This window comes from Salinicola tamaricis (assembly GCF_003006155.1).
GTDB classification, from domain to species: Bacteria; Pseudomonadota; Gammaproteobacteria; order Pseudomonadales; family Halomonadaceae; genus Salinicola; species Salinicola tamaricis.
Map to the genome: position 1 here is coordinate 926,591 of NZ_CP023559.1, position 16,701 is coordinate 943,291.

Below are 16,701 nucleotides of genomic sequence, written 5' to 3' on the forward strand. Positions count from 1 at the left end.
CCGGGAAGTTGGCACCAGTCAACGCCACCACCGTCGCCAGGGTCCCGAAGGCGTTGGCGAACACAGCATGAAACAGCTCAGCACCGACGGCGTCAGCACCGGCAGCGCGACCCGGCGCCAATACTGGGGCGGCTGGCGCCGAGGCTCTCGGCCGCCTCCTGCCACTCGCGCTTGAGCCCCTGCATCGCCGGAGTGATGATCAGCAGCATCAATGGCAGCTGAAAATAGAGATAGGTCAGCGCCAGCCCCCAGAAGGAGAAAGGCTGAAGCCGCTGGCGTAGAGGTTGATCCCGAACAGATCACGCAGCAGTACGGTGACCAGCCCCAGCCGCCCGAGTGTGGCAATGAACGCGAATGCAGCGGCACGCCGGCGAAGTTGGAGGCCACGCCGGAGAAGGTAGTGAAGGCATGCCGCAGCCAGGACGGCAGGCCGCCATGCACCAGCGCATAGCAGACCAGCAGCCCACCGAGCGCACCCAGCCCGGCGGAGACCAGGCTGAGGCGGATCGACAGCGAGTAGGCGCTGGCGATCGTCGGCGACGCCAGCGCGCGCAGGTTGTCGAAGGTGAACTGCCCCTGCGGGGTCTGAAAAGCCCCCTGCACCAGATAGAGCACCGGCAGCACCAGAAACAGCAGCACGAACAGCGCGAACGGCAGCAGGCCCAGCCAGCGCCACAGCGGCGACCCCATCAGGTTCGCCCCGTCTGCCCGCACCTGGAGAAGGCGGTGCGCCATTACTGGACTCCCATCTCCCGCGCCCAGTTATCGGCCACGGCCGTCTTGGCTTCGGACTGCGCCTTCAGGGTGGGGAAGATCGCCTTGCGATAGTTCTCCGCCGGCGGCAGGCGATCGAGCAGCGTTTGCGGCACGACACCGCGCTCGACCATATCGTTGAAGCGGATCGGGTGGCAGTACCCCTTGAGCCAGCCGAGCTGACCCTCATCGGAGTAGAGATACTCCATCCACAGCTTGGCCGCATTGGGGTGCGGCGCATAGGCGGAGATACCCTGCACGTAGACCCCCGCCACCACCGCATCGCTGGGCACGACGACATCGATCGGCGGGTTGCCGTCGAGCTTGTCGCGCATCGCCAGCAGGTTGTAATCCCAGTCGAAGTAGATCGGCGTGGTGCCCTGGGCGATGTTCTGCGCCGTGCCGTTGACCGGCACCAGAATGCCCTTGTCCTTGAGCTGCTTGAAATAGGCGATACCGGCGTTGAGCGCATCGGCGCCCGCCTTGCCACCGTTGGCGATCCCGGCAGCGTAGACGGTCATCATCACGCTGTTGCCGGTACGCGGATCACCGGCCAGGGCCACGCCGTTGGTGTACTCGCTGGCGTTCAGATCGGCGAAGCTCTGCGGCGACTCGGGGTAAATGTCGCGGTTCACACCCATGGCGAGCACGCCGTAGTAGTCACCGTACCAGTAGCCCTCGGCATCCTTGGCGTCATCGGGGATCGAGCCCCAGGTCGAGACCTTGTAGGGCTGCAGCAGGCCATCCTGCTTGGCCACCGGCCCGAAAGAGAGGCCCACGTCGATCACGTCCGGCGCCTGTGGGCCGGTATTGCCCTTGTTGGCCTTGATCGCCTGAAGTTCGTCGCCCGATCCAGCATTGGGATTGAGTTCGTTGACCTTGATGCCGTACTTCTTCTCGAAGCCGGCGATCACATCGCCATAGCCGCACCAGCTATGCGGCAGAGCGATGGTGGTCAACATGCCCTCCTGCTTGGCCGCGTCGATCAACTGCTGAGAGGGTGCCGCCTGGGCGGCACTGGAGACCATGGCGGTCAACAGCAGTGATCCTGCCAGGCAGGAAAGCGGGTTGGGACGGCGGCGAGGCAAGGCATTCATCGGCAGGCTCCAGGCGGGTCGGGGAAGTCGAGGCAGCCGGTAAGGCCTGCTTTGACAGGCTCGGAATCCTGCGCCGTCATCATGACGCCAGCATGACCAACACATGACGCCAGCATGGCGACCACATGACGCCGGCCAATAGCGTCCCTGGGCGCCAGCGCGAGTTGAACGGATGTTCGCCAAGCGAACCTTGCGTAAGATGGGGGCGTGGACACCGCCTCACGCATGAAGGAAGAGATCGGCATGGAACCCAAGGATGAGACGCTCACCCCCGAGGATCGCGACTTCGTGACCGCCCTGGCCAGCGGGCTCGAGGTGATTCTCGCCTTCGACCAGCGCACGCCGCGCATGACGCTGAGCGAGGTCGCCGCCAAGACTGGCATGAACCGCGCCCGCGCGCGGCGCTTTCTGCTCACGCTGCATGCGCTGGGCTATGTGCGCAAGCAGCAGCGTACCTTCGAGCTGGCGCCCAAGGCGCTGCAGCTGGGTTATGCCTTTCTCTCCTCCAACGGCTATCGCACGGTGATCCAGCAGCATCTGGAGGCGATCACCGAGGCCACCGGCGAGTCGTCGTCGATGGGCGTGCTCGACGGCGACGAGGTGACCTACGTGGCGCGCTCGGCGGCACCACACCGGCTGATGTCGATCTCGCTGGCGGTGGGTACGCGGCTGCCGGCAGCCTACACCTCGATGGGGCGGGTGCTGCTGGCCCAGCTACCGGCGGCAGAGCGCGACGCCTTCCTGGCGCGGGTCGATCTCCAGCGCCATACCGAGCACAGCCTGACCGATAGCGCCGCGCTGCGCGACTGCCTGATCCAGGTCCGCGAGCAGGGCTACTGCGTGGTCGACCAGGAGCTAGACTCCGGCCTGCGCTCGCTGGCGATCCCCGCCTTCGGCGCCCACGGCGAGCTGATCGGCGCGCTCAACGTCAGCACCAACGCGGCACGCGTCGAGCTATCCACGCTCACTGAGCGCTTTCTGCCACTGCTGCGCGAGAAGGCGGCGCAGATCGCCTCTCAGGTCAACTGACCCGGACGCCGATCAGGCTTGCCCCCGACGTCGCGCCGGATCATGCTATTAGACCTAAGTCTAAAACGTGATCCACTCTCCATGACCGAGACCTCGCCTTGAGCACCATCTTCGGCGCCATCGTACCCATCTTCATTCTGCTCGCGATCGGCTATCTGGCCGTGCTCAAGCGGGTCGTCGACAAGGCGCACATCCAGGGCATGGGCCGCTACGTGATCAACATCGCGCTGCCCGCGCTGGTGATCCAGGCACTGCTGCAGCGCCCGCTGGGCGAGGTCTTCAACGTCCCCTATCTGCTCGTCTACGGGCTGGGCTCGGGGCTCGCCTTCGCCCTCACCTTCGCCCTGGTGACACTGCGCGGCAACGCGCCGCTGGCGCGCCGGGCGATGTACGCACTTGGCACCTCGGCCTCCAACAGCGGCTTCATCGGCTATCCGGTAGCGGTACTGGTGGTCGGCCCCAGCGCGGGCATCGCCCTGGCGCTGAACATGCTGATCGAGAACCTGCTGGTGATTCCCACCGCGCTGGTGCTGGCGGAGCTGGCGAGCCAGGCCCGGGGCGGCCTGTGGGCGACCATCCGCCCGGTAGCCTTGCGCGTTCTGCGCCATCCGCTGATTCTGGCCATCGCCGCCGGTAGCCTGCTCGCGGCGCTCGATCTACATCCGCCGGCGCCGCTGGCGCGGGTGCTGGAGATGCTTGCGGCGTCATCGTCGCCGGTGGCGCTATTCGTGATCGGCGGCACCCTGTGCGGGCTGCGCGTGCGCGGCATGGTCAAGCGGGTGACACGTCTCGCCCTGGCCAAGCTGACCCTGCATCCGCTGTGCGTGGTGCTGATGGTGCTGCTGATACCGGGCCTCGATCCGCTGCTGGCCACCGCCGCGATCGTCTTCGCCTGCGCGCCGATGCTGTCGATGTATCCATTGCTGGGGCAGCGCTACGGTTTTGCCGAGATGGGCACCGCGGCGATGGTGATGGCCACGCTGCTCTCGGCCCTGACGCTGGCGCTGGGCATCTGGCTGTCGCACCAATGGCTACTCGGCACGGCCTGAACAGTACGGCGCTCCACGGTTTGAAACGTACTGCGCTCACCCGGCCGCCCGCAGCGCCCGGTCGAGCTGCTCCCAGCCGGCCAGCGCGGTCATCCCGGTCGGCATCACGCCGAGCACGTCGCTGAACACCTCCAGCGAGATCGGCCCGGCATAGCCGGTGCGCGCCAGCGCTGCGATGAAACGCTCGACCTCGAGCTCGCCCTCCCCGGGGAAGGCACGCCGGTGGCGGCTGACGGTCTGCAGGTCTTCGCGCAGCGGCGCCGGCGCATCGGCCAGCTGCACCAGCCCGATCCGAGATGCCGGCAGCCCAGCCAGGGTCTCCAGCCCCAGCCCCGGGGCGAGCACATGGTAGCTGTCGAGCACCAGCGACAACGCCGGATGATCGGCCAGCGTCACCACCTCCCACGCCTGGCGGTAATCGTTGACATGCCGGCCCCAGCACAGCGCTTCATAGGCGATGGTCATGCCGCGCGTAGCGGCCCGTTCGGCCAGCTCGCCCAGGCTATCGGCCGCTGCCGTCAGCTCGGGGCGCGCCTCGGCCAGGGTGGTACTGGTCGCCAGCAGCTGCGTGCCGCCCAGGTCGGCGAGGGTGTCGAAGTGGCGTGCGGCGCGGTCGAGCATGCGCCGGTGGGCCTCTCCGCTGAGCCCTTCGGCGTCGCGGAACGGCTGCAGGGCGACCACCGCGAGCCCGAGATCGCGGCAGTGTTCGCCGATGCGCCGCGCGCTGTGCGTATCGCGCTGCAGATCGTCGACAAAGATCTCGACGCCGCCGAAACCGGCCCGAGCGATCGCTTCCAGCCGGTTCATCAGTTCGCCGCTCAGGCACAGCGTGGCCATGGCACGCATGCACTCTCCTCCCATGACAGGTATTTCCGGTATGGCGACGGGCAGCCGGCAGTGATACTGCCGGCGCCCCGGCTATCAGCGTAGCCGCTAGCGCGGAAGTTGGCGTGGAGGTGGGCGCGGTTCATAAGCGGTGGGCTGATATACTGCCCGCCGCCTCGTGTCCGTATTGCCCAGGAGACCCGCATGTCCCCAGCTCGTCCGTCGCTGGCGTGGCGTCACGCCGTCGCCGCGCTCGCCGTTGTCGTCATCTTCGCGCTGCTGCTGGGCGCGGGGGTCGCGCTGCTGCTGGGCGCGGGGCTGGCGCCGCTGACCCGGGCGGCCATGGTGGTGGGCTTGGGGATCGGGCTGTGGGCCACCGGGTGGCTGCCGCAGTGGCTCACCGCGCTGGTGTTCTTCACCCTGTGCATGGCGGCCAAGGTCGCCCCCGCCGCGGTGACCTTCTCGGGTTTCGAGTCGGCGGCGACCTGGCTGGTGTTTTCGGGCATGGTGATCGGTGCGGCGATCAATCACACCGGGCTGGGCGAGCGCGCGGCCACCCGGCTCGGCCCCTATCTGGCCTCGGGCTATCCGCAGGCGGTGTTCGGTATCGGCCTCGCCGCGCTGCTGGCGTCGTTCGTGATGCCCTCCTCGATGGGGCGCATTCTGCTGCTGACGCCGATCATGCTGACCCTGGTAGAGCGCCTGGGCTATGCCCCCGGTGATCCGGCACGCAGCGGCTTTCTGCTCAGCGGCATCATGTCGAGCTTTCTGCCAGCCTTCGCCATCCTCCCGGCCAACGTGCCCAACAACGTGCTGATGGGCACCAGCGAGGCGGTACTCGGCTTCTCGCCCAGCTACGGCCACTACTTCTTGCTCCACTTCCCGGTGCTGGGCCTGCTCAAGTGGCTGCTGCTGATGGGGTTGATCCTGCGCCTGTTCCCCGCCGCGGCACCGGGTCCGCATCAGGCGTCATCGGTACCACCGACAGCTCCCGAGGGGCGCCCCAATCTGATCATGATGGGGCTGCTGGCGTTCGCCGTGGTGATGTGGATGACCGACGCCTGGCACGGTATCTCGCCGGCCTGGATCGGCATGCTGGTGGCCTTGGTGTGTCTCTACCCCGGTAGCGGCCTGCTGCCGTCCAAGCCGCTGGCACAGATGAACCTGGAACCGTTTCTGTATGTCGCCGGGATCGTCAGCCTCGGTGCCCTGGCCCACGCCAGCGGCGTCGGCGCCGCGCTCGCCGGCTACCTGCTGGACGTGCTGCCGCTGGCCCCCGGCGCGGATGCCGGCAACTTCGGCTGGCTCGCCGGTCTCGCCACCCTTTTGGGGATGCTGGCGACGCTGCCGGGCATTCCCGCGGTGATGACCCCGCTGACGCCGCAGCTGGCCGAGGTCACCGGCTGGTCACCCCAGGCAGCGGTGATGATCCAGGTACTCGGCTTCTCGACCATCGTACTGCCGTATCAGTCGCCACCGCTGATCGTCGGCCTGCTCGCCGCCCGGGTGGATCTGCGCCACGCCATCCGCGTCACCCTGCCGCTGGCGCTGATCACCGTCGTGCTGCTGTGGCCGCTGGACTATCTTTGGTGGCGGTGGCTGGGCACTTTCTGACGGCACTGGCCCAACTGCACGCGGCTGCATCCAGGCGCCGCCAGCCTGCGTAAGCGCTTTCGAGGCTCGGCGAACGGCCGGCCAGCGCGAGTCATGCGCTAGAACAGGGAGAACCCGCGATGCTGATCAAGATCACCCGACCCGGCGACCTGCGCGAGTCGGACGTTACCCCCGAGTCGGTCTACCTGTCGCGCAGGCGCTTTCTTGGCGGCCTGGCCGGCGTCGGCGCAGGCCTGGCGCTCTCCGGGCGCGCGCGGGCGGCGCCCGCGGACTATGCCGACGTGCCCGCCGGTGACCCACCCGCCTGGCTCGCCGGCGAGATCGAGCGCGCCAAATGGGATGCAGTGGTGCCCCAGGACCCCAAGCTGGACAAGCTCACCCCCTACCAGGACGCCTCGACCTACAACAACTTCTACGAGTTCGGCACCGGCAAGGGCGACCCATCGAAGCGCGCCGGCTCGCTCACCACCCAGCCGTGGAGCGTGGTGATCGACGGCGAGGTCGACAACGGCGGGCGCGTGGCGCTGGAGGATCTGATCACCCCGTCGCGGCTCGAGGAGCGCATCTATCGCCTGCGCTGCGTCGAGGCGTGGTCGATGGTGATCCCGTGGCTGGGGATTCCGCTGGGCGACGTGATCGCCCGTGCCAAGCCCACCGCCAAGGCCAAGTACGTGCGCTTCGAGACCCTGGTGCGGCCCCAGGATGCCGGGCAGGACTCCGCCTTCGCGCTGATCGATGGCCCTACACCGAGGGACTGCGTCTGGACGAGGCGATGCATCCGCTGACGCTGCTCGGGGTGGGCATGTACGGGCGCGAGCTGCCCAATCAGAACGGCGCCCCGCTGCGCCTGGTGGTGCCCTGGAAATACGGCTTCAAGAGCATCAAGTCGATCGTGCGCATCTCGCTGGTGAGCGAGCAGCCGGTCAACTCGTGGCAGTCGATCGCCCCCGACGAGTACGGCTTCTATGCCAACGTCAATCCCCAGGTCGACCATCCGCGCTGGAGCCAGGCCACCGAACGGCGCCTGCCCAATAGCCTGTTCAACCCGAACATCATCGATACCCGGATGTTCAACGGCTACGCCGATCAGGTGGCGAGTTTGTATAGCGGCATGGACCTGAGGAAGCAGTTCTGATGGCCACCCCGCGCTCTACGTTGACGCTGTGGCGCATCGCGGTCTTCTGCATCGCCCTGGCACCGCTGCTCTACTGGAGCTATCAGGTCGCGCTCAATGCCGCCGGCCCCGAGCCCGGGCGCTACCTGCTGCTCAATATCGGCCAGGGCACGCTGTGGATGCTGTTCGCCACCCTGAGCCTGACCCCGCTCGGAAAGCTCACCCGCTGGAAGGGCTTCACCCTGATCCGGCGCCAGTTGGGGCTGTGGACCCTGGCCTACGCGGTGGCCCACCTGCTCTGCTATGCGCTGTTCATTCTCGGCCTCGACCTCAGCCGGCTGGGCAGCGAGATCGTTCGCCGCCCCTATATCATCGTCGGTATGCTGGCGCTGCTGGGCCTTGTGGCGATGGGGGTGACCTCCAACCGCGCCTCGATGCGCAAGCTCGGCAAGCGCTGGAAGACACTGCACAAGGTGGTCTACCTGGTGCTGGCACTCGGCTTGCTGCACTTCTTCTGGGTGGTGCGTGCCGACCTCGGCGAGTGGAGCCTGTACGCCGCGATCGGCGCCGGCCTGATGCTGCTGCGTCTGCCGCCGGTAGCACGCCAGCTGCCCAAGCTGCGCCAGCAGATCAAGCGCGAGCACCGCCAGCCTGGCTGAGCCATCGCCCGCCTGGCATTGCCCGCCGGCCGCGCTTGAGGCACGCTGCGTCCTGGCCGCTCGTCAGATCCCCGGACTCCCCATGCCCAGCGTCGATATCACGCTCTCTCTCAGCCTCGACCAGTGCCGAAGCTACTACGCCGGCGCGGTGGAGAGCATCCAGACCTATACCCTCGACGGGCGGCGGGTGCGCTTTCCCGCCCGCGCCCTGCACCGCCTGGTGAGCCACGACGGCGTGCACGGCCACTTTCGGCTGTATTTCGATGGAGGTGGGCGTTTCACCGCCATCGTGCCGCTCTAATCGTACCGCTCTAAGCGTGCCGCTCTCGCACTGGCGAGCGTCGGTTTCCGAATGAAGCGCACAAAAAAGCCGGCCTGCCCTGAGGGCAAGCCGGCTTTTTCGCGTCGAGCGCTACGCGGGCGTGTGGGTTAGCCCACCCACACCCGCGCATTGCGGAACAGCCGCATCCAGGCGCCGTCCCGGGTCCACTCGGCGGGCCGCCAGGAGTTGGTGACCGCGCGGGCGACCCGCTCCGGGTGAGGCATCATGATAGTGACACGCCCGTCCGGCGTGGTCAGCCCGGTCACCCCGGAGGGCGAGCCGTTGGGGTTGGCCGGGTAGCGCGTGGTCACCTGGCCATCGTTGTCGACATAGCGCAGCGCGATCTGACCGCTGCCCTGCATGCCGCGCAGATGGCTGCTGTCGGCGAACAGCGCACGCCCCTCGCCGTGGGCCACCGCCACCGGCAGGGTCGAGCCGGCCATGCCGGCGAACAGGATCGAGGGAGTCTGTTCGACCTTGACCATCGATACCCGCGCTTCGAACTGCTCGGAGTGGTTGCGCACGAAACGCGGCCAGCGCTCGGCCCCGGGGATCAGCTCCTTGAGCTGCGAGAACATCTGGCAGCCGTTGCACACACCCAGCCCGAAGGTGTCCTCGCGGGCGAAGAAGGCGGCGAACTGGTCACGCGCCCGCGGGTTGTAGAGCGCCGACTTGGCCCAGCCGCCGCCGGCGCCGAGCACGTCGCCGTAGGAGAAACCACCGCAGCCGACCAGCCCTTTCATCTCGTCCAGGGTGATGCGCCCGGCGAGGATGTCGCTCATGTGCACGTCGACCGCCTCGAAGCCGGCACGATCGAAGGCCGCTGCCATCTCGACGTGGCCATTGACCCCCTGCTCGCGCAGGATGGCGACCCGCGGGCGCACGCCCTGGTTGATGAAGGGCGCGGCGACATCGTCGTCGACGTCGAAGGTGGGGTTGGCGGAGAGCCCCGGATCGCGCAGGTTGAGCAGGCCATCGAACTCGCTCTTGGCGCTCTCCGGGTTGTCGCGCAGTGCCTGCAGGCGGTAGCTGGTCTCCGACCAGGTGCGCTGGGCCATGGCTCGGGTGGTCTCGAGCAGCGGCTCCTCGAACAGCGTGACGCGCACCTGATCGTCGTAGCGCGGGCGCGCGATCACGCCGCAGGTGTCGATCCCGGCGGCAGCGAACTGCGCCAGCACGAACTCGGTATCGCGACGATTGACCTGGATCACCGCGCCCAGCTCCTCGGCGAACAGCGCATCCACCGCACCCACCGCGTCGTCGGTCAGCCAGTCGAGCTTGATCTCCAGCCCGCCGTGACCGGCGAAGGCCATCTCCAGCAGGGTCACGATCAGCCCGCCGTCGCTGCGGTCATGGTAGGCCAGCAGCTTGCCGTCGGCGTTGAGGCCCTGGATGACATTGAAGAACGCCACCAGATCCTCGGCTTCGTCGAGATCCGGGCAGACATTGCCGACCTGGCCGTAGACCTGGGCCAGCGCCGAGCCGCCGAGTCGGTTCTGGCCGCGACCCAGATCGATCAGGATCAGGTCGCTCTCGTCCTGGTCGAGACGCAGCTGCGGGGTCAGCGTCGCCAGCGCATCGGTGACCGGGGCGAAGCCGGTGATATCCAGCGTCAGCGGCGCGGTGACGCTCTTCTCTTCATCGTCGGATTGCCAGGCGGTGCGCATCGACATCGAGTCCTTGCCCACCGGCACGGCGATACCGAGCTGAGGGCACAGCTCCATGCCCACGGCGTGCACGGCATCGTAAAGCGCCTGGTTCTCGCCGGCATGGTCGGCGGCGCTCATCCAGTTGGCGGAGAGCTTGACGTCGGAGAGCGCGGCGATCGGCGCCGCCGCCAGGTTGGTGATGGTCTCGGCCACCGCCAGGCGGGCGCTCGCCGCCGGGTCGATCAGCGCCACCGGCGGGCGTTCACCGGTGGCCATCGCCTCACCGGCATGGGTGTCGAAGCTGGCGGTGGTGACCGCGCAGTCGGCCACCGGCACCTGCCACGGCCCGACCATCTGGTCGCGCGCCACCAGGCCGGTGATCGAACGGTCGCCGATGGTGATCAGAAAGCTCTTCGAGGCCACCGTGGGCAGCCGCAGCACCCGGTCCAGCGCCTCGCGCAGGTCGAGATTGTCGAGCCCCAGGCCGGGCAGGTTGAGGGTGTGACGCTCGAAGCTGCGCTGCATCTTGGGCGGCTTGCCGAACAGCACGCTCATCGGCAGATCCACCGGATCGGCCTCGAACTGGCCATCGCGCACGCTCAAATGGTGCGCCTCGGTGGCCTCGCCGACCACCGCGTAGGGGCAGCGCTCGCGCTGGCAGATGGCATCGAAACGCTCGAGCTGCTCCGGCGACACCGCCAGCACATAGCGCTCCTGGGCTTCGTTGCACCAGATCTCCAGCGGGCTCATGCCGGGCTCGGCGTTGGGCACCGCGCGCAGATCGAACAGCCCGCCGCGGCCGCCATCCTTGACCAGCTCCGGCAGCGCATTGGAGAGCCCGCCGGCGCCGACGTCGTGGATGAAGGCGATGGGGTTGGCCTCGTTCAGCGCCCAGCAGCGGTCGATCACCTCCTGGGCGCGGCGCTCGATCTCGGGGTTGTCGCGCTGCACCGAGGCGAAGTCGAGATCCTCGCTGGAAGCGCCCGAGGCCATCGACGACGCGGCACCGCCGCCGAGGCCGATCAGCATCGCCGGCCCGCCCATCACGATCAGCTTGGCACCGACAGGGATCTCGCCCTTGAGCACGTGGGCGTCACGCACGTTACCGTAGCCGCCGGCCAGCATCACCGGCTTGTGGTAACCGCGGCGTTCGATACCCGCCGCGCCCACGGCGTCGAGCTCGAAGGTGCGGAAGAAGCCATTGAGGTTGGGGCGGCCGAACTCGTTGTTGAACGCCGCGCCGCCGATCGGCCCTTCGAGCATGATGTCGAGGGCCGACTGGATACGCTCGGGCTTGCCATAGTCGAAGGCTTCCCACGGCTGCACGAACTCGGGGATGCGCAGGTTGGGACGGTGAAGCCGGTCAACCCCGCCTTGGGCTTGCCGCCGCGGCCGGTGGCGCCCTCGTCACGGATCTCGCCGCCGGCGCCGGTGGCCGCGCCCGGGTGCGGGGCGATCGCGGTGGGGTGATTGTGGGTCTCCACCTTCATCAGAATGTGGATCGGCTCCTGGGTCGCGGCGTAGACCTGGGTCTCGGGCGCGGGGAAGAAGCGTCCGGCGTGGCTGCCCTCGATGATCGCGGCGTTGTCGCTGTAGGCCGAGAGCACCTTGTCGCTGGACTGCTCGAAGGTGTTCTTGATCATCTTGAACAGCGAGTGACTCTGCGCCTCGCCGTCGATCACCCAGTCGGCGTTGAAGATCTTGTGGCGGCAGTGCTCGGAGTTGGCCTGGGCGAACATCATCAGTTCGACGTCGGTCGGGTTGCGCCCGAGCTCGCCGAACGCCGCGACCAGATAGTCGATCTCGTCGTCGGCCAGGGCCAGCCCCAGCTCGCCGTTGGCGGCGGCCAGCGCCGCGCGCCCGCCGCCGATCACGTCGACCGTGGCCAGCGGCACCGGCGCTTGCTGCGAGAACAGCTTGGCGGCGTCGCTGGCATCCTGCAGCACGCTCTCGGTCATGCGATCGTGCAGACACGCCACCAGCGCGGCGAAGGCCTCGGCCTGGGGCGCCTGGCGGAAGGTCACGCGGTAGTCGATACCGCGCTCGAGCCGGGCGACCTGGGTCAGGCCGCAGTTGTGGGCGATATCGGTGGCCTTGGACGACCACGGCGAGATGGTGCCGATCCGCGGCACCACCAGGAAGCGATGGCCCTGCGCCGCGGCGTCGTTGCCAGCCGGCGCGTCGCGATCCGCCAGCGTGTCGTGACCGTAGTCGGCAGCCGCTCGAGGGTCTCGCGGGCCGCAGCGTCGAGATCGTCACGATGGTCGACAAAATGGACGTAGTGGGCTTCGAGGGTCTCGACTTCGGGCACTGCGTCGCGCAGGTCGGCGAGCAGCTTGGCGTGGCGGAATGCAGATAGCGCGGGAGCGCCTTGCAATTCGAGCATGGCGAGGAAAGCCTCCAGGACGGTCAGGGATCGCGTGGCTGTCTGAGCGCGGATCGATCGGGCGAATCGGGGCAGCGCGCCGAATCAGGGCGCCATGATACTGGAAAGCGGCGCCGCTCGCTAAGCCCACACAGCGGGCGGCGCCGAAAGCGCGCACACCGTGGCAAGCCTCTTGATTAGCGTCCGCCGAAGTCTCCGCCAGAAGATGACAGCGACGCCGCGGCCGGCTATGGTGTGGCGTCACGCCGTGACCGATCCCTCCGCATGCTCCATCTTCAAAGCGCCTGCGTAAAGCGTTGACGGTACTGCTGGCCCTGGCCACCCTGCTGTGTCCCGCCGAGCTGCTGCCACGCCTGGGCGACGGACTCGATTCGATCCGTCAGCGCGATTTCCTGCAGGTCGCCACCCGCAATGGCCCGATCACCTTCTATCAGGGCGGCCATGGACCGACCGGCTTCGAGTACGAACTGGTACGGCGCTTTGCCCATTCGCTGGGCGTCAGCCTGGCGGTCAAGAACGACAACCGCATCAACGATGTGCTCGATGACGTCCGCCGGGGCCGGCCGACCTCGGCGCGGCCGCGCTCACCCTGGATCAGAGCCGCAGCGGGCTGCGCTACAGCCAGCCGATCCTGACCCTGCACCGCTGGTGGTCTATCGCCGCGGACTGCCGCCGGTGCGCACCCTCGACGATCTGCTCGATCTGCGCATCGGGGTGATCGCCGGTTCCGGCAACGCCGCGGCGCTGCGCGCCCAGCAGCAGAACCTGCCCGGCCTGGGCTGGCGCGCCGACGATCTGGCCATCGCAGATCTACTGGAGATGGTCGAGCGCGACGATCTCGATGCCGCCGTGGTCTATACCCATCAGTTCAAGCTCAACCGGCTGTTCTTCCCCAACGTCGAGCGTGGCTTCGCCCTGGGCAAGCCACTGACGTTGGTCTGGGCGTTCTCCGCCAGCCAACCGCTGGCGCTGCAGCAAGCGGCCAACCGCTTCATCGCGGCACAGCGCCGTAGCGGCGATCTCGACGAGCTGATCGGGCGCTACTTCGGCCACGACGACTATCTCGAGTACGTCGGCGCACGCCTGTTCATCCACCATGTGCGTAACCGCCTGCCGCGCTTCGTGCCCTACTTCAAGGAGGCCGCTCGGGATACCGGCTTCGACTGGCGCCTGCTCGCCGCGCTGGGTTATCAGGAGTCGCACTGGAGGCCCGACGCCACCTCGCCCACCGGCGTGCGCGGCCTGATGATGCTGACCCGGCCCACCGCCGACGAGATCGGCATCGACAATCGTCTCGACCCGCGCCAGAGCGTCGACGGTGGCGCGCGCTACCTGCGCCACGTGCACGATCGTCTGGACGCCTCTATTCCCGAGCCCGATCGCACCTGGATGGCGCTGGCGGCCTACAATGTGGGGCTCGGCCACCTCTTCGACGCCCGCGCCATCGCCGCCCAGCGCGGCGGCGACCCCGACCGCTGGCTCGACGTGCGCGAGGCGCTGCCGCTGCTGCAACAGCGCGAGTGGTATTCGCAAGCCAACCATGGGTATGCTCGGGGCGGGGAACCGGTAATCTACGTGCGTAACGTGCGCCGCTATTACGAAATATTGAAGTACGTCAATCGCAGCCAGCAGCAGTTCGATCAGTTGGGCCAGCGCACCTTGGACAGCGATACCATGACCCCGCTGGAAATCGTCGCGCCCCTGATGTAAGCCGTGGCCGGTGCAGCCACGCACGCTGTGGCTGCACCTCGAGGAGCCGTCGATCGCCTATGCGCTTGGTGTCCAGTCTCATGCTCTACCTGAGCCTGCCGCTCATCGTCTGGACACTCTGGTCGGGCGAAGACCCCGCTCAGCGCTGGGTGTTGGCGCCGCTGCTGGGCCTGCTGGCGCTGGGCCAGTGGTTCACCTGGCAGCGCTGGATCACGCTCAGCCGCTGGCTGTTGATCCCCACCGCGCTGGTGACACTCGGCGCTCTCGCCAGCTTCATGCTCAGCGAGAACTGGGTCTCCACCAGCGTCTGGCAGGGCTGGCTCGACCAGCTGCCGGGTGGCTTGACCCTCTACCAGGTGCGCCCCTCGCCGCTGGCGCTGGCCGCGCTGTTCACGCTGATGCTCAACCTGCTGCTGCTCAGCCGGCTGGGGCTGGGTTCGCCGGCACTGCTGCTGATCGTCGCCGGCTGCACCGCGCTGTTGAGCGCACGCACACTGCTGCACGACCCGCCCCATGCCAGCGCGCTGATCGGTGCACCGCCGGCGCTGCTGACGGCGCTCTGGCTGCTCTGGGGGGGCCAGCTGGCCCGCCTGGTGGTACCGTTGCTGCGTTACTGGCAGCGTATCCTGCCGCCGCTGGCGATCGCCTTCACGATCATGCTGGTCGTGCTGTTCGGCTGGCAGCAACAGCGCCAGAACGACAATGACCGGTTGTTCGCCCAGATCGCCAACGACGGTGACCGCATCGCCACCCTGCTCGCCACGGAGACCGATGCCCACCTCAAGGCGATGCGCCGCTTCGCCAGCTTCTGGGACATGCTCGGGCAGATTCCCACGCGCTCCGAGTGGGAGCGCCAGGCCAAGCGCTACTACGAGGATTTCGGCTACTTCCGCGATATCGCTTTCATCGATCGCGACGGTAAGGTAATCCGTGTCTATCCGCTGCGCGGCAATCAGGCCCTGCTCGGTATCAATCTCTATCGTAGCCAGCTCGAAGCCAACGCGGTGCTCGACCGACCGCTGGTCTATGGCATCGAAGGGCAGACCGGGATCATCGATTTCCTTCAGGGCGGGCGCGGTGTGATCAGCTATCTGCCGGTGCGCGATATCGTCGATGGCGAATTGCTGGGAGCGGTGGGCATGGTGGTCAGCGTCGACAACCTGCTCAGATCGCTGCTGCGCCAGACCCACAGCCGCGACCGCGCGATCATGGTGCTCGACCACCAGCAGGTCTATTTTCACGGCGGCCCGTTGGCCAACCTCTCGGAATGGCGCTACCAGCGCCCGGTGCGGATCGGCGCCGACACCCTGACGCTCAGCGTGCAGCCCGATCTCGATCTACTGCTGCGCCAGCGCGATCGGGTGCCTGAAATCACCCTGGTGTTCGGCCTGGTGCTCGCTTACCTGGTCCACATGGTGCTCTACGTCTATCGCCGACTGGCCCAACAGCACCGCCTCGTCAGCCAGACCAACGATTCGCTGCGCCACGAGATCACCCAGCGCGAGCGGCTGCAGGGCGAGATCGAGTGGCTGGCCCGCCACGACGAACTGACCCAGTTACCCAACCGCCGCCAGTTGATGAACTGGTGGACGAGCACCAACAGGCACTGCCGCTGGCGCTGATGATCTGCGACCTGGATCACTTCAAACGTATCAACGACCATTTCGGCCATTTGACCGGCGACCGCTACCTGGCCACCGTAGCGGCGTGCTGCCGCGATAAGATCGAGGCCGCCGGCGGCATCTTCGCGCGCTACGGCGGCGAGGAGTTCGTCGCCTGCGTACCCCGCTGCGACCGCCAGCAGGCCAAGCGCCTGGCCGAGTCTTTACGTCAGGCGCTGGCCGCGAGCGAACTGGTGCAGCCCGACGGCCAACCGGTGACCCTGAGCATCGGCGTCAGCGTGACGGGCGGCGGCCCGCTGCAGCGCGAGGCGCTGTTCCAGGCCGCCGACGAGTCGCTCTATCGGGCCAAGCAGAATGGCCGCGACCGGGTGGAGATGGACAGCCTGACGCTATGAGTCGCCCGCCCGACGAGCCTGGAAGAAGCCCTTGAGCAGACGCCGCGACGGCGCCGCCAGCACGCCACCACGCACCTCGATACGATGATTGAACCAGGGCTGGGCGAACAGGTTGGCGCGGGACTCGGCCATGCCGCCCTTGGGCTCGGCGGCGGCATAGACCAGACGCGCCAGACGCGCATGGATCATCGCCCCGGTGCACATCAGGCATGGCTCCAGGGTGACGTACAGGCTGCAGCCGTCGAGACGATAATTGCCCTGAGCGAGACTGGCGTCACGCAGCGCCTGCACTTCGGCGTGAGCAGTGGGGTCGTGGCTGACGATGGGGCGATTGTAGCCACGCCCGATCACCTCACCGGCGGCATCGACCACCACCGCGCCGATCGGCACCTCGCCCGCCGCCAGTGCCAGTTGCGCCTGCTCCAGCGCCCGATGCATGTAGAATTCGTCACTCTGGGTCATGCGCTGCCCGCTCGT

The 16,701-nt window shown here is 67.7% G+C and carries 14 protein-coding genes and 2 pseudogenes; 11 read left to right on the forward strand and 5 right to left on the reverse strand.

Annotated elements, in window-relative coordinates:
• Positions 1 to 18: 18 nt before the first annotated feature.
• Positions 19 to 690, reverse strand: a complete 672-nt coding sequence (locus tag CN538_RS04155; protein WP_207233630.1) for a hypothetical protein — start codon at positions 688 to 690, stop codon at positions 19 to 21.
• Between the two features lie 44 nt (positions 691 to 734).
• Positions 735 to 1,850 carry an ABC transporter substrate-binding protein gene (locus tag CN538_RS04160; protein ID WP_106418644.1) on the reverse strand — a complete coding sequence of 372 codons (1,116 nt, stop codon included), beginning with the start codon at positions 1,848 to 1,850 and terminating at the stop codon, positions 735 to 737.
• A gap of 243 nt (positions 1,851 to 2,093) precedes the next feature.
• Between CN538_RS04160 and CN538_RS04165 the strand changes: the two genes are divergently transcribed.
• Positions 2,094 to 2,879, forward strand: coding sequence for an IclR family transcriptional regulator domain-containing protein (locus CN538_RS04165; protein WP_106420542.1), 786 nt, complete (start codon positions 2,094 to 2,096; stop codon positions 2,877 to 2,879).
• 98 nt (positions 2,880 to 2,977) lie between these two features.
• A complete protein-coding gene (locus tag CN538_RS04170) occupies positions 2,978 to 3,928 on the forward strand; it encodes an AEC family transporter (RefSeq protein ID WP_106418645.1) in 951 nt (316 codons plus the stop codon).
• Between the two features lie 36 nt (positions 3,929 to 3,964).
• On the opposite strand, the gene CN538_RS04175 is transcribed toward CN538_RS04170, so the two are convergent.
• Positions 3,965 to 4,774, reverse strand: a complete 810-nt coding sequence (locus CN538_RS04175; RefSeq protein ID WP_164999504.1) for a sugar phosphate isomerase/epimerase family protein — start codon at positions 4,772 to 4,774, stop codon at positions 3,965 to 3,967.
• A gap of 183 nt (positions 4,775 to 4,957) precedes the next feature.
• Between CN538_RS04175 and CN538_RS04180 the strand changes: the two genes are divergently transcribed.
• The 5 genes and pseudogenes from CN538_RS04180 (at position 4,958) to CN538_RS04195 (ending at position 8,441) form a co-directional block, all read left to right on the forward strand.
• Complete coding sequence (locus CN538_RS04180; RefSeq protein ID WP_106418647.1) at positions 4,958 to 6,367, forward strand: SLC13 family permease; 1,410 nt, start codon at positions 4,958 to 4,960, stop codon at positions 6,365 to 6,367.
• Positions 6,368 to 6,486: 119 nt separating this feature from the next.
• Positions 6,487 to 7,002 (forward strand): annotated as a pseudogene (locus CN538_RS24070) (molybdopterin-binding protein); the annotation flags it as partial.
• Positions 6,975 to 7,502 (forward strand): protein-methionine-sulfoxide reductase catalytic subunit MsrP, encoded by a 528-nt coding sequence (msrP, locus tag CN538_RS24075; RefSeq protein WP_277985095.1) that lies wholly within the window; start codon positions 6,975 to 6,977, stop codon positions 7,500 to 7,502. The pseudogene CN538_RS24070 and the gene msrP, both read left to right, overlap by 28 nt.
• The gene (msrQ, locus tag CN538_RS04190; RefSeq protein ID WP_106418648.1) at positions 7,502 to 8,140 is read left to right on the forward strand and encodes a protein-methionine-sulfoxide reductase heme-binding subunit MsrQ; all 639 of its coding nucleotides are present in this window, start codon (positions 7,502 to 7,504) and stop codon (positions 8,138 to 8,140) included. Before msrP ends, msrQ begins: the two co-directional genes overlap by 1 nt.
• An 82-nt stretch (positions 8,141 to 8,222) precedes the next feature.
• A complete protein-coding gene (locus CN538_RS04195; RefSeq protein WP_106418649.1) occupies positions 8,223 to 8,441 on the forward strand; it encodes a DUF2835 family protein in 219 nt (72 codons plus the stop codon).
• Positions 8,442 to 8,569: 128 nt separating this feature from the next.
• Here the strand turns inward: CN538_RS04195 and purL are convergent.
• A pseudogene (gene purL / locus CN538_RS04200) lies at positions 8,570 to 12,497 on the reverse strand (phosphoribosylformylglycinamidine synthase).
• 296 nt (positions 12,498 to 12,793) lie between these two features.
• Between purL and CN538_RS24945 the strand changes: the two are divergent.
• Genes CN538_RS24945 through CN538_RS04215 form a run of 4 tightly spaced genes read left to right on the forward strand, consistent with a single transcriptional unit; the run spans position 12,794 to position 16,224 of the window.
• Complete coding sequence (locus CN538_RS24945; protein WP_340638258.1) at positions 12,794 to 13,132, forward strand: hypothetical protein; 339 nt, start codon at positions 12,794 to 12,796, stop codon at positions 13,130 to 13,132.
• A 13-nt stretch (positions 13,133 to 13,145) separates the two neighbouring features.
• Positions 13,146 to 14,207, forward strand: a complete 1,062-nt coding sequence (mltF, locus tag CN538_RS04205; protein ID WP_340638259.1) for a membrane-bound lytic murein transglycosylase MltF — start codon at positions 13,146 to 13,148, stop codon at positions 14,205 to 14,207.
• Between the two features lie 59 nt (positions 14,208 to 14,266).
• On the forward strand, positions 14,267 to 15,829 hold the full coding sequence (locus CN538_RS04210) for a CHASE domain-containing protein (RefSeq protein WP_106418650.1): 1,563 nt from the start codon (positions 14,267 to 14,269) through the stop codon (positions 15,827 to 15,829).
• Positions 15,793 to 16,224 carry a GGDEF domain-containing protein gene (locus tag CN538_RS04215; RefSeq protein WP_106418651.1) on the forward strand — a complete coding sequence of 144 codons (432 nt, stop codon included), beginning with the start codon at positions 15,793 to 15,795 and terminating at the stop codon, positions 16,222 to 16,224. Before CN538_RS04210 ends, CN538_RS04215 begins: the two co-directional genes overlap by 37 nt.
• Here the strand turns inward: CN538_RS04215 and tadA are convergent.
• Positions 16,219 to 16,686, reverse strand: coding sequence for a tRNA adenosine(34) deaminase TadA (tadA, locus tag CN538_RS04220; RefSeq protein ID WP_106418652.1), 468 nt, complete (start codon positions 16,684 to 16,686; stop codon positions 16,219 to 16,221). The two genes, CN538_RS04215 and tadA, sit on opposite strands and share 6 nt — an antisense overlap.
• Positions 16,687 to 16,701 lie beyond the last annotated feature (15 nt).

Excerpts from the sequence above, each read along its gene's own strand:
- msrQ (WP_106418648.1), top strand. The coding sequence starts at position 7,502 with ATGGCCACCCCGCGCTCTACGTTGACGCTGTGGCGCATCGCGGTCTTC.
- CN538_RS04175 (WP_164999504.1), bottom strand. The coding sequence starts at position 4,774 with ATGCGTGCCATGGCCACGCTGTGCCTGAGCGGCGAACTGATGAACCGG.
- CN538_RS04210 (WP_106418650.1), top strand. The coding sequence starts at position 14,267 with ATGCGCTTGGTGTCCAGTCTCATGCTCTACCTGAGCCTGCCGCTCATC.
- CN538_RS04180 (WP_106418647.1), top strand. The coding sequence starts at position 4,958 with ATGTCCCCAGCTCGTCCGTCGCTGGCGTGGCGTCACGCCGTCGCCGCG.
- CN538_RS04155 (WP_207233630.1), bottom strand. The coding sequence starts at position 690 with ATGGGGTCGCCGCTGTGGCGCTGGCTGGGCCTGCTGCCGTTCGCGCTG.
- CN538_RS04195 (WP_106418649.1), top strand. The coding sequence starts at position 8,223 with ATGCCCAGCGTCGATATCACGCTCTCTCTCAGCCTCGACCAGTGCCGA.
- CN538_RS04165 (WP_106420542.1), top strand. The coding sequence starts at position 2,094 with ATGGAACCCAAGGATGAGACGCTCACCCCCGAGGATCGCGACTTCGTG.
- tadA (WP_106418652.1), bottom strand. The coding sequence starts at position 16,686 with ATGACCCAGAGTGACGAATTCTACATGCATCGGGCGCTGGAGCAGGCG.
- CN538_RS04160 (WP_106418644.1), bottom strand. The coding sequence starts at position 1,850 with ATGAATGCCTTGCCTCGCCGCCGTCCCAACCCGCTTTCCTGCCTGGCA.